Consider the following 12963-nt stretch of genomic DNA (forward strand, 5'->3'; position numbering starts at 1 on the left):
CCGGCACCGCGACCGGCCGCCAAGCCGGAGTCGTTCGAAGCCGCGAGCGGGCAGCTCGACACGGCGCCGTCCGCCGAGGACACGGCGGTGTTCGCGGCCGTCGGCACCGAGGAGGAGGAGCCTTCGGTCGACGCGCTGACCGGCGAGCCCGAGGCCGAGGAGGAAGAGGCCCCCGCCCGCCCGGCGCCGCGCCGGAAGAAGCGCGACACGGGCATCGCGAAGCCGACGGAGGAGTCCGAGGTCGCGGTCGCCGAAGCCGCTTCGGAAGCGACGCCGGCCGCGGGCTCGCGCGTGCAGAAGCCGTACGTCGTGGCGGGCGCCCTGGTGCTCGTCGCGCTGGTGCTGGGCGGCCTGGCGTTCTGGTTCAAGTACGAAGAGGTCCAGGTCTCCTCGGCGACCAGCAACACGGCGCTGCTGGACGTCGCGAAGACGGCGCAGGTCAAGGACTCGGTGTCGAAGGCGGCCGAGGCGCTGTTCTCGTACGACTTCAACAACATCAAGAAGACCGAGGACGCGGCCAACGACCTGCTGGCCAACGACGACGTCCGCGCCAAGTACAACTCCCTGATGGGCGAGGTCAAGCGGCTCGCGCCCGAGCAGAAGATGGTCGTGACCTGCAAGGTGACGCGCTCGGCGGTCATCATGCTGAACGGCGACCTGGCGAAGGTGATGGTCTTCGTCGACCAGACCTCGACCCGCACGGACACGAAGAAGACGACCGCGGGTACCGCCCAGCTCCACTTGAACGCCCAGCTCCAGGGCGACAAGTGGAAGATCACGGACATGGACACGTACAACGCGCCGAAGATCCCGGCGGCGAGCCAGGCGCCGGCGTCGCCCGCGCCTTCGCCGAGCAAGTAGCCGCGCCGAAGGGCCCTCTCCGTTCACGAGACGAGCGGAGGGGGCCCTTCGTCGCGCCGGCGTGTGGGTGACCGGCCGGGGGTCGCGGGGATGTCGTGAATGGGTCATTCATGTCGTCTGGTGAGGTGAATGACTCATTCATGTCGTCGCGGATGGCCGGATCGGCCGTGCTGCCCGACTTCGCCGGGACCCTGCCGTCTGGCGAAGTGAACGACCCTTTCACCGCGAGCGGCTACGGAGCGCGGTAGAGGGGATGTCCGATCGTCTGGCCGGGCGCGGGTGTGCTCTGGTCCGGCGCGCGTCCGCCGGGTGGGTCCGCGCGGACCGCCGACGCCCGGCAGTCCGCGGCGAGCCGTGGGTCCGGTGGCCCCCAGGCGCTCTTGTACGGCGTTCAGCGGCCGCGCCGGGGCGCCGGACCACCGGCGGCCCGGAACGGCCCCGGGAGGTCCGTCACGGCCCCTCGGGGACCCCTCCCGGCCGCCGTGGCGCCTGGGGCACGAGTGACCGCTGTGACTCGCCCGGAAGCCCCTCCCGACCGGCCCCCGAGAACGCTCCGACGCGCCCGTCCGGAGAACTTCTCCGCCCGTGCCGGGTGGCGTACGGCACAGCCGGGGCGACGGAATCCGTGGAAAAACCGCAGGTCGAGCCCCTTTACTGGCGCTACCAGCCAGTAACCTGCATGATATTCGGCCGCTTACGCTCCGCTGACCCTCTCCAACGCTGCGCCAACCGGGCCGACCCCCGTGTGGCATCTTGACTCTCGGCCCCGCTGGGTTCACGCTTACTCCCGACGGCGAAACCGGCGGCCCTTGCGGGAGGGACAACCGGCTCGCCTGGAGGCATACCTGAAGACGTCGCGAGGCAGGCTGGGCCCCATCGGGAGCGCCCCCTGGACAGACCGCGCCGTTCGGGCTAGACTGCCTCTTTGCGCTGCCCTCTTTCAGGCTGCCCGGAGCCGGTAGTTAGGATAGTGGGCACACGGCACCCTTGACAGTCGCTCATAGCTGTTGCTATGGCGGCCGTCACCGCTCATTGTCCCCGGAAGGACGCATCTTGGCAGTCTCTCCCGCGAACCAGGCCACTGCTGCGACCACCTCGGCTGAATCTCGCTCGGAGTCCACGGGAATCCCCGGCGCGCCCAAGCGGGTTTCCTTCGCAAAGATTCGCGAACCCCTCAGCACTCCCAACCTGCTCGACGTCCAGATCCAGTCGTTCCAGTGGTTCACCGGGGACGAAGCGTGGTTCGAACGCCGTGTCGAAGAAGGTGAAGAAAACCCGGTCGGCGGCCTCGAAGAGGTCCTGAACGAGATCTCCCCGATCGAGGACTTCTCCGGTTCGATGTCCCTGTCCTTCTCCGCTCCGCGCTTCGACGAGGTCAAGGCCTCGATCGAGGAGTGCAAGGACAAGGACATGACCTACGCCGCGCCGCTGTTCGTCACGGCCGAGTTCGTCAACAACAACACGGGCGAGATCAAGAGCCAGACGGTCTTCCTGGGCGACTTCCCGGTGATGACCGACAAGGGCACGTTCATCATCAACGGCACCGAGCGTGTCGTCGTGTCCCAGCTGGTCCGCTCGCCGGGCGTCTACTACTCGAAGGACGTCGACAAGACGACCGACAAGGACGTCTTCAGCGTCCGCGTGATCCCGAGCCGCGGCGCGTGGCTCGAGTTCGACGTCGACAAGCGCGACACCGTCGGCGTGCGCATCGACCGCAAGCGCCGCCAGCCGGTCACCGTGCTGCTGAAGGCGCTGGGCTGGACCACCGAGGCGATCCGCGAGCGCTTCTCCTTCTCGGAGACGCTGCTGGCCACCCTCGAGAAGGACCACACCGCCGGCACCGACGAGGCGCTGCTCGACATCTACCGCAAGCTCCGCCCGGGCGAACCGCCCACGAAGGAGAGCGCGCAGACCCTGCTGGAGAACCTGTTCTTCAAGGCGAAGCGCTACGACCTGGCCAAGGTCGGCCGGTACAAGGTCAACAAGAAGCTGGGCCTCGAGACGCCGTACGACACCGGGACGCTGACCGAAGAGGACATCGTCACGACCATCGAGTACCTGGTCCGGCTGCACGCCGGCGAGGACAAGATGGACGCCGCGAACGGCACCGAGATCCCGGTCGAGACCGACGACATCGACCACTTCGGCAACCGGCGCCTGCGCACGGTCGGCGAGCTGATCCAGAACCAGATCCGGGTCGGCCTCTCCCGCACCGAGCGCGTCGTGCGCGAGCGCATGACCACGCAGGACGTCGAGGCGATCACGCCGCAGACCCTGATCAACATCCGCCCGATCGGCGCGGCGATCAAGGAGTTCTTCGGCACCTCGCAGCTGTCGCAGTTCATGGACCAGAACAACCCGCTGTCGGGCCTGACGCACAAGCGTCGTCTCTCGGCCCTCGGCCCGGGTGGTCTGTCCCGTGAGCGCGCCGGCATGGAGGTCCGGGACGTCCACCCGTCGCACTACGGCCGGATGTGCCCGATCGAGACGCCGGAAGGCCCGAACATCGGCCTGATCGGCTCGCTCTGCTCGTACGCGCGGGTCAACCCGTTCGGCTTCATCGAGACGCCGTACCGCAAGGTCGTCGAGGGCCGGGTCACCGACCAGGTCGACTACCTGACGGCGGACGAAGAGGACCGGTACGTCAAGGCCCAGGCCAACGCGCCGATCTCGGACGACGGCACCTTCGTCGAAGACCGGGTCATGGCCCGCCGCAAGGGTGGCGAGGTCGAGCTGATCGACCCGCTCGACATCGACTACATGGACGTCTCGCCGCGGCAGATGGTCTCGGTCGCGACGGCGATGATCCCGTTCCTCGAGCACGACGACGCGAACCGCGCCCTGATGGGTGCGAACATGCAGCGCCAGGCCGTGCCGCTGCTGCGCAACCAGGCCCCGTACGTGGGCACGGGTGTGGAGCTGCGCGCCGCGGTCGACGCCGGTGACGTGCTCGTCGCCGAGCAGGCCGGCATCGTCGAGGAGCTCTCGGCGGACCTGATCACGATCATGCACGACGACGGCACGCGGAAGAGCTACGGGCTGTACAAGTTCCGCCGCTCGAACCACGGCACCTGCTTCAACCACCGCCCGATCGTCAACGAGGGCGACCGGGTCGAGCAGGGTCAGGTCATCGCCGACGGCCCGTCCACCGAGAACGGTGAGATGGCGCTCGGCAAGAACCTGCTCGTCGCGGTCATGCCGTGGGAGGGCCACAACTACGAGGACGCGATCATCCTCTCCGAGCGCCTGGTGCAGGACGACGTCTTGACGTCGATCCACATCGAGGAGCACGAGATCGACGCCCGCGACACCAAGCTGGGCGCCGAGGAGATCACCCGGGACATCCCGAACGTCTCCGAGGAGGTCCTGGCCGACCTCGACGAGCGCGGCATCATCCGGATCGGTGCCGAGGTCCGCGACGGCGACATCCTGGTCGGCAAGGTCACGCCGAAGGGCGAGACCGAGCTGACCCCGGAGGAGCGCCTGCTCCGCGCGATCTTCGGCGAGAAGGCCCGCGAAGTCCGCGACACCTCGCTGAAGGTGCCGCACGGCGAGACCGGCAAGGTCATCGGCATCCGCGTGTTCTCGCGCGAGGACGACGACGAGCTGCCCCCGGGCGTCAACGAGCTGGTCCGCGTCTACGTGGCCCAGAAGCGCAAGATCCAGCCGGGCGACAAGCTCGCCGGCCGGCACGGCAACAAGGGTGTCATCGGCAAGATCCTGCCGGTCGAGGACATGCCGTTCATGGAGGACGGCACCCCGGTCGACATCATCCTGAACACCCACGGTGTGCCGCGACGGATGAACATCGGCCAGATCCTCGAGCTGCACCTGGGCTGGCTGGCCTCGCAGGGCTGGACGATCGAAGGCAACCCGGACTGGGCGAAGAACCTGTCCGAAGAGCTCTACGACGTCGCGCCCGGCACGAACACCGCCACCCCGGTGTTCGACGGCGCGAAGGAAGAGGAGCTCACCGGGCTGCTCGGCGCGACCAAGCCGAACCGCGACGGCGAGCGCATGGTCAAGGAGAACGGCAAGGCCACGCTGTTCGACGGCCGCTCCGGCGAGCCGTACCCGTACCCGGTGTCCGTCGGCTACATGTACATCCTGAAGCTGCACCACCTGGTCGACGACAAGATCCACGCCCGCTCCACCGGCCCGTACTCGATGATCACGCAGCAGCCGCTGGGTGGTAAGGCGCAGTTCGGTGGCCAGCGCTTCGGTGAGATGGAGTGCTGGGCGATGCAGGCGTACGGCGCCGCCTACACGCTTCAGGAGCTGCTGACGATCAAGTCGGACGACGTGGTCGGCCGCGTCAAGGTGTACGAGGCCATCGTCAAGGGGGAGAACATCCCCGAGCCGGGCATCCCGGAGTCGTTCAAGGTGCTCCTCAAGGAGCTCCAGTCGCTGTGCCTCAACGTCGAGGTGCTCTCCAGCGACGGCGCGGCGATCGAGATGCGCGACTCCGACGACGAGGACCTCGAGCGCGCCGCGGCCAACCTCGGCATCAACCTGTCCCGCAACGAGTCGCCCTCGGTGGACGACGTCGTGCACTGATCGCGAGCTGAGGCGGGGCCTGCCTCCCGTGGGCCCCGCCTCGCCCGCCACCCCTCTCTAGCCGAAACAACCCCAAGGGGATCTAGACGTGCTGGACGTCAACTTCTTCGATGAGCTCCGCATTGGTCTCGCCACGGCCGACGACATCCGTCAGTGGTCGTACGGCGAGGTCAAGAAGCCGGAGACCATCAACTACCGGACGCTCAAGCCCGAGAAGGACGGCCTCTTCTGCGAGAAGATCTTCGGCCCGACCCGGGACTGGGAGTGCTACTGCGGCAAGTACAAGCGCGTCCGCTTCAAGGGCATCATCTGTGAGCGCTGCGGCGTCGAGGTGACCCGCGCCAAGGTGCGCCGCGAGCGGATGGGCCACATCGAGCTGGCCGCCCCGGTCACCCACATCTGGTACTTCAAGGGTGTTCCCTCGCGCCTCGGCTACCTGCTGGACCTGGCGCCGAAGGACCTCGAGAAGATCATCTACTTCGCTGCTTACGTCATCACCGGCGTGAACACGGAGCTGCGCCACAACGACCTGCCGACCCTCGAGAACGAGATCGGCGTCGAGCGCAAGAACCTCGAGACCAAGCGTGACGCGGACATCGAGGCCCGCGCGCAGAAGCTGGAAGCCGACCTGGCCGAGCTGGAGGCGGAGGGCGCCAAGTCCGACGTCCGCCGCAAGGTCAAGGAAGGCGGCGAGCGCGAGATGCGCCAGCTGCGTGACCGCGCCGGTCGCGAGCTGGACCGCCTCGAGGAGGTCTGGACGACCTTCACGAAGCTCGACACCCGCCAGCTGATCGCCGACGAGCTGCTCTACCGCGAGCTCGTCGACCGCTACGGCGAGTACTTCACCGGCGGCATGGGCGCGGAGGCCATCCAGAAGCTGGCCACCGAGTTCGACGTCGCCGCGGAGGCCGAGAGCCTGCGCGACACGATCCGCAACGGCAAGGGGCAGAAGAAGCTCCGCGCGCTGAAGCGGCTCAAGGTCGTCGCGGCGTTCCAGGCCACCGGCAACGACCCGCGCGGCATGGTGCTCGACGCCGTCCCGGTCATCCCGCCGGACCTGCGTCCGATGGTGCAGCTGGACGGTGGCCGCTTCGCGACCTCCGACCTGAACGACCTGTACCGCCGGGTGATCAACCGGAACAACCGCCTCAAGCGGCTGATCGACCTCGGCGCGCCCGAGATCATCGTCAACAACGAGAAGCGGATGCTGCAGGAGGCCGTCGACGCGCTGTTCGACAACGGCCGCCGCGGGCGTCCGGTCACCGGCCCGGGCAACCGGCCGCTGAAGTCGCTGTCCGACCTCCTCAAGGGCAAGCAGGGCCGGTTCCGCCAGAACCTGCTCGGCAAGCGCGTCGACTACTCGGGCCGTTCGGTCATCATCGTCGGCCCGCAGCTGAAGCTGCACCAGTGCGGCCTGCCGAAGGACATGGCGCTCGAGCTGTTCAAGCCGTTCGTCATGAAGCGGCTGGTCGACCTGAACCACGCGCAGAACATCAAGTCCGCCAAGCGGATGGTGGAGCGCTCGCGGCCGCAGGTGTGGGACGTGCTGGAAGAGGTCATCACCGGCCACCCGGTGATGCTGAACCGCGCGCCGACGCTGCACCGCCTCGGCATCCAGGCCTTCGAGCCGCAGCTGGTCGAGGGCAAGGCCATCCAGCTGCACCCGCTGGTCTGCGAGGCGTTCAACGCGGACTTCGACGGTGACCAGATGGCGGTGCACCTGCCGCTGTCGGCCGAGGCGCAGGCCGAGGCCCGGATCCTGATGCTGTCGGCGAACAACATCCTTTCGCCGGCGTCGGGCCGTCCGCTCGCCATGCCGCGTCTGGACATGGTGACGGGCCTGTTCCACCTGACCCGCCTCAACGAGAAGGCCGAGGGCGCGGGCAACGCGTACTCGTCGCCGGCCGAGGCCATCATGGCCTTCGACCGCAAGGCGCTGGGCCTGCACGCCCCGATCAAGATCCGCGTCACCGACCGCCAGCCGGCCAAGGCCGACGAAGCGGCGCTCGCGGAGAAGGGCTGGGAGCCGGGCAAGGCGTGGCTGGCCGAGACGACCCTGGGCCGCGTGCTGTTCAACGAGCTGCTGCCGGCGGACTACCCGTTCATCAACGAGCCGATGCCGAAGAAGCGTCAGGCCGCGATCGTGAACGACCTCGCCGAGCGGTACTCGATGACCCAGGTCGCGCAGACCCTGGACCGCCTGAAGGACGCCGGCTTCTACTGGGCGACCCGTTCGGGCGTCACCGTCGCCATCTCGGACGTGCTCACCCCGGTGGGCAAGAAGGCCATCCTCGACGAGTACGAGGGCAAGGCCTCCCAGGTGGAGAAGCGCTACCAGCGCGGTCAGCTGTCGCACACCGAGCGCAACAACGAGCTCGTCAAGGTGTGGACGCAGGCCACCGAAGAGGTCCACAAGATCATGGAGACGGCGCTGCCGGACGACAACCCGATCGCCATGATCGTGAAGTCGGGCGCGGCGGGCAACATGACGCAGGTCCGGTCCCTGGCCGGCATGCGTGGCCTGGTGTCGAACCCGAAGGGTGAGTACATCCCGCGTCCGATCAAGGCCAACTTCCGTGAAGGCCTGTCGGTGGCGGAGTACTTCATCGCGACGCACGGTGCCCGGAAGGGTCTGGCGGACACGGCGCTCCGTACCGCCGACTCGGGTTACCTGACCCGGCGTCTGGTGGACGTCTCGCAGGACGTCATCGTCCGCGAGATCGACTGCGGCACCACCCGCGGCATCATGATGCCGATCGGCGAGGACATCGGCGACGGCAAGGTCCTGCGCGACCAGCACGTCGAGACCTCGGTGTACGCGCGGAACCTCGCGACGGACGCGGTGGACGCCAAGGGCAACGTCGTGCTGAACGCGGGCGACGACATCGGCGACCCAGCCATCGAGAAGCTGCTCTCCAGCGGCATCTCGAAGGTCAAGGTCCGCTCGGTGCTGACCTGCGAGTCGGCCGTCGGCATCTGCGCGACCTGCTACGGCCGCTCGATGGCGACCGGTCAGCTCGTCGACGTCGGCGAGGCCGTGGGTATCGTCGCGGCCCAGTCGATCGGTGAGCCCGGTACGCAGCTGACGATGCGTACGTTCCACCAGGGTGGTGTCGCCGGTGACGACATCACGACCGGTCTGCCCCGTGTGCAGGAGCTCTTCGAAGCTCGTGTGCCGAAGGGCAAGGCGCCGATCGCCGACGTCGATGGCCGCGTGCGCATCGAGGAGAGCGAGCGGTTCTGGAAGATCACGCTGATCCCGGACGACGGCGGCGAAGAGATCGTCTTCGACAAGCTGTCCAAGCGTCAGCGGCTCGCGAACACCCCGAACGGCCCGCTGGGCGACGGCGACCACGTCAACGTCGGCCAGCAGCTGCTCGAAGGCACGCCGGACCCGCACGAGGTCCTGCGGGTCATGGGGCCGCGCGAGGCGCAGATGCACCTGACGGACGAGGTCCAGAAGGTGTACCGGGCGCAGGGTGTGTCGATCCACGACAAGCACATCGAGGTCATCGTGCGGCAGATGCTGCGCCGCGTGACGATCATCGACTCCGGTGCCACGGACTTCCTCCCGGGCGAGCTGCCCGAGCGGACCAAGTTCGAGGCGACGAACCGGGCCGCGGTCGCCGAGGGCGGCGAGCCGGCTTCGGGCCGTCCGGTGCTGATGGGCATCACGAAGGCGTCGCTGACCACGGACTCGTGGCTGTCGGCGGCCTCGTTCCAGGAGACCACGCGAGTCCTGACCGACGCGGCCATCAATGGCCGCTCGGACAAGCTCGTGGGCCTCAAGGAGAACGTGATCATCGGTAAGCTGATCCCGGCCGGTACGGGCATCAACAAGTACCGCAACATCCAGGTGCAGCCGACCGAGGAGGCGCGGGTCGCCGCTTACGCGATCCCGTCCTACGACGACGGCTACTACACCCCGGACGTGTTCGGTACGGGCACCGGTGCCGCGGTCCCGCTGGACGACTACGACTTCGGCCGCGACTTCCGCTGAAGCTGAGTCAACGAGAAAGGCCCCTGCCGGGTTTCCGGCGGGGGCTTTTCCCGTTTCCGAAGTGATATCCGAAATGGCCGCCGACCGGACTAGGTTGGTCAGGTTCACGCGGTTCGGGGGCTTTGCGCGTATCCAACGGGTAATCAGGGGTGTCACTTCGTGAACAGATCCATCGTGCGAAGAGCGGCGGTCTACGCCGCCGTGCTCGCCACCGCATCGGCGTTGACCGGCGTGTTCGCCGTACCGGCCGGGGCGCAGGAAGAGCCGGTCTCGACCGCGCCGTCCACTTCGGAAGCGCCGCCGCCGAGCAGTTCCGCGGTGCCGACGCCGGCGTCCACCACGCCGGTGGCGCCGAAGCAGGCCGAGCCACCGCAGCGCGCTCAGGTCGAGGTGTCGGCCTCGCTGGACAAGACGACCTACACGACCGCGGAGGACGTCCACTTCACCGTCACGCTGACGAACACCGGCTCGACCACCGCGAAGGGCCTCTGGGTTTCGCAGCACATGATCGAGCCGACCGACCTGTTCGTCCCGTACGACCCGGGCTGGGGGCCGCTCACGTCCGCCAATCCCGGCGTCGACCTCGAGCCCGGCAAGTCGTTCGTGTTCCACGGCACCGGGAAGGTCCGCGAGGTCGACCAGACCACCACCGTCCTGCGGGGTGTCGTGTTCGACGCGACCCACTTCGGCGTCGGCGAGTTCTCCGCGGACGCGAAGGTCGTCCCGGCGCCCGGTCACGCGGAAGGTGTCGTCTACGGCGACAAGAACGGCAACGGCAAGCGCGACGCCGGCGAGGAGCTGGCTGGCGCCAAGCTCACCCTGCGCTACGTCAACGGCAGCGCCACGCACACCGCGACGAGCGGCCCGGACGGGACGATCGCCTTCGACGTCCCGGGTGCGGAGTACTACCTCGGCGGCCAGGTCGTCGACGGCTGGCTGATCCCGTTCCGGGTCGTCCGGATCGGCGCGGACACCCACCTGGACGTCCGCGGGGCACCGCCGCTGAACGGCGCGCTCAAGGCGTCGATGGCCTTCACCGAGAACAGCTACCAGGTCGGCGAACTCGCCCACGTCACCGTAACGCTGGCGAACTCCGGCCCGATCCCGCTCACCGGCATCACTGCCGCCTGCAACCGGATCGGCGACCCGTACATCCTGAGCGGCCGCGGCCCCGGCTGGGGAGACCTCGCCGCGGACGGGGTGACGATCGCCCCCGGTGGGACGCGCACCTTCGACGTGACCGAGGCCGTGCCCGCCGCCGCCCTCAACCGCGGCATCGTGGTGGCCGCCTGCGACTTCGGCTACGAGGAAGTCGACATCGAGAACCACGCGCAGGCCCGCGCCCAAGCCGCGGTTCCGGGAGCTAAGGCGATCGTCGAAGGCAACGTCGGCGTGTACGACGACCAGGGCCAGGTGAAGCAGGGCCTCGCCGGGGTCAAGGTCGTGCTGGTGTCCGATCAGCACTGCCCGGTCACGGGCGAGCGGACCACCGACGCGAAGGGGCACTTCGAGTTCCGCGATGTCGCGCCGGGGCCGGCGTACCAGCTGTTCTTCCTGCCGCCGAAGGGCTGGAAGATCCAGTACAACCCGATGCCGATCACCGTCTGGGGCCCGCCGGAGAACCACCGCGTGTGGCGGGTCGACGCCGAGCAGGGCGACGCTCCGGCGCCGGCCGTGCCGGTCAACCCCGCGGACTGCACCGTCACCACCCCGGCGTCGACCACCCCCGCCGCCGGTGGGACCGGTGGCGGGGACACCGGCGGCAGTGGCCTCGCCAGCACCGGCGTCGATGTGCTCGGGATCGGCGCGCTCGCGCTGATCGCCTTGGGGCTCGGCGGTGGCCTCGTGCTCGGCGCTCGCCGGCGTCGCTCGGCCTGACCAACGGAAACGACGGCCCCGGTCCACAGTGGACCGGGGCCGCCGTCGTCAGCGCAGGCCGCGGTGGGAGACCGGGAAGTCGAAGTACGTGTCCGGGAACGGTTCGCCGTTCAGCGTGAAGTGCCACCACTCCTCGGGCAGGTTCCGGAACCCCGCCGTCGTCATGGCGTTCCGCAGCAGGTCGCGGTTCGTGCGGGCGACGCCCGTGATCGCCGGGTTGTCGGTGTGGGCCAGCGGGTCGAAGCAGTCGTACCCGGTGCCCATGTCGACCATGTTGTCCGGGAACCGCTGGTCCTGCGGCGCGAAGCACGGCTTCAGCGGTTCGCTGGGAAGGTACGGCCGCTGGTGGCGGGCTGGGAGCTTCACCAGCGTGAGGTCCATGGTGCTGCCGCGGCTGTGCCCGGACTTCTCGGCGATGTACCCCTCTTCGAACAGCCGGTCCTTCTCGACGTTCGGGTAGAACTCGGCCTTCATCTTCTCGTCGGCGAGGTCCTTCGCCCACCGCACGAAGTGGTCGACCGCGCGCTGCGGCCGGTAGCAGTCGTACACCTTGAGCGTGTAGCCCTGCCGGAGCACCTGCGCCTGGGCCTGCCGCAGCCCGTCGGCCGCCTGGCGGGTCAGGATGCAGGTGGGCTCGAGGTACCCGTCGATCCGCTGCCCGACGAAGTTGTGCCGGGTGGCGTAGCGGATGTCCTGCAGGATCGACGGCGCCACGTCGGACAGCGCGACGAACCCGGAAGCGGGTGCGGCCTGAGCGGGGACGGCGATGGCGGCCGAGGCGGTCAGGGCCACGACCAACGCGCGGAAGATCGGCATCCCTCTCGTCTACCAGCTCGGCACCCGGCGGACAGCCGCCAACCGGTCAGGACCAGCCTTCCGACGCCGTCGCGCGGAGGAAGTCGTCGGACGGCGGCTGCACCGGCCGTCCTTCGAACTGCGTCGACAGCACCACCGACGACCGCAGCTCGCCGTGCTTGCCCAGCCGCTCCAGCAGGCCCTCGAAGTGCTCCAGCGACGCCGCCCGGATCTTCAGCATCGTGCAGTAATCGCCGGAGAGGCGGTGGATCTCCACGACCTCCGGGTAGTCCTCGGACTTCGACGTCTTCAGCAGGCAGCTGCCCAGCGCGCAGCGCATCTCGACGAACGCCTGCAGCGGCTGGCCCGCGCGCCGCGCGTCGACCCGCGCGCGGTAGCCGGTGATCACCCCGGTCTCCTCCAGCCGCCGCACCCGCTCGGCCACCGCCGGCGCTGACAGGTTGATCCGGCGGCCCAGTTCTTTGAACGACAGCCGCCCGTCGGCCTGCAGCAGGTCCAGCAGCCGCCAGTCGACGTCGTCCAGCGGCTTTTCCGAACGGAAGGTCATGGGCCCCATTTTCCTTCCGAACCGCGGCCGGGGCCACGCATTTGCCGTTCACGGCTCCTTCGAACGTGCCACCGAAGTTCCTAAAGTTGCTGGTCATGGGGACTTTGACGATGACCGGCCGGGCGCGGTCCGTGGGAGCGTTGTTCGCTGGTGTCGCGCTGCTCAACACCGCGACGGTCGGCCTGAGCACGGCGGCGACGCTGATCGTCGCCGCGGGCAGCGGGCCGGGCTGGAGCGGCTTGCCGAGCGTCGCGAACGTGCTCGGCACGGCCGCCGGCGCGCTGGGCGCGGGCCTGCTGCTGCC

General features: G+C 68.7%; 6 protein-coding genes and 1 pseudogene. 5 read left to right on the forward strand and 2 right to left on the reverse strand.

All coding sequences use genetic code 11. The features are described from left to right. From G3I65_RS49350 to G3I65_RS49365, 4 genes are all read left to right on the forward strand, one after another. Nucleotides 1-861: hypothetical protein (locus G3I65_RS49350; RefSeq protein WP_239071918.1), on the forward strand; the 861-nt coding region annotated here is incomplete at its 5' end. Between the two features lie 1053 nt (nucleotides 862-1914). Continuing rightward, a complete protein-coding gene (locus tag G3I65_RS49355; RefSeq protein WP_160702597.1) occupies nucleotides 1915-5418 on the forward strand; it encodes a DNA-directed RNA polymerase subunit beta in 3504 nt (1167 codons plus the stop codon). A gap of 88 nt (nucleotides 5419-5506) precedes the next feature. Continuing rightward, on the forward strand, nucleotides 5507-9418 hold the full coding sequence (locus tag G3I65_RS49360) for a DNA-directed RNA polymerase subunit beta' (RefSeq protein WP_160702598.1): 3912 nt from the start codon (nucleotides 5507-5509) through the stop codon (nucleotides 9416-9418). A gap of 159 nt (nucleotides 9419-9577) precedes the next feature. Beyond that, nucleotides 9578-11296: a hypothetical protein gene (locus tag G3I65_RS49365; protein WP_309236056.1), complete on the forward strand. Its 1719-nt coding sequence runs from the start codon at nucleotides 9578-9580 to the stop codon at nucleotides 11294-11296. Between the two features lie 48 nt (nucleotides 11297-11344). Here G3I65_RS49365 and G3I65_RS49370 read toward each other — a convergent pair whose 3' ends face one another. Both G3I65_RS49370 and G3I65_RS49375 read right to left on the reverse strand, forming a co-directional pair. Then, complete coding sequence (locus tag G3I65_RS49370) at nucleotides 11345-12112, reverse strand: M15 family metallopeptidase (protein ID WP_160702601.1); 768 nt, start codon at nucleotides 12110-12112, stop codon at nucleotides 11345-11347. Between the two features lie 46 nt (nucleotides 12113-12158). Then, the gene (locus G3I65_RS49375; RefSeq protein WP_160702603.1) at nucleotides 12159-12659 is read right to left on the reverse strand and encodes an Lrp/AsnC family transcriptional regulator; all 501 of its coding nucleotides are present in this window, start codon (nucleotides 12657-12659) and stop codon (nucleotides 12159-12161) included. 95 nt (nucleotides 12660-12754) lie between these two features. Here G3I65_RS49375 and G3I65_RS49380 point away from each other — a divergent pair. Continuing rightward, nucleotides 12755-12963 (forward strand): annotated as a pseudogene (locus tag G3I65_RS49380) (MFS transporter); the annotation flags it as partial.

The sequence above is a fragment of the Amycolatopsis sp. SID8362 genome (assembly GCF_010550475.1).
GTDB classification, from domain to species: Bacteria; Actinomycetota; Actinomycetes; order Mycobacteriales; family Pseudonocardiaceae; genus Amycolatopsis; species Amycolatopsis eburnea.

Coding starts and splice junctions, on each gene's coding strand:
- G3I65_RS49370 (WP_160702601.1), bottom strand. CDS start 12,112: ATGCCGATCTTCCGCGCGTTGGTCGTGGCCCTGACCGCCTCGGCCGCC.
- G3I65_RS49375 (WP_160702603.1), bottom strand. CDS start 12,659: ATGACCTTCCGTTCGGAAAAGCCGCTGGACGACGTCGACTGGCGGCTG.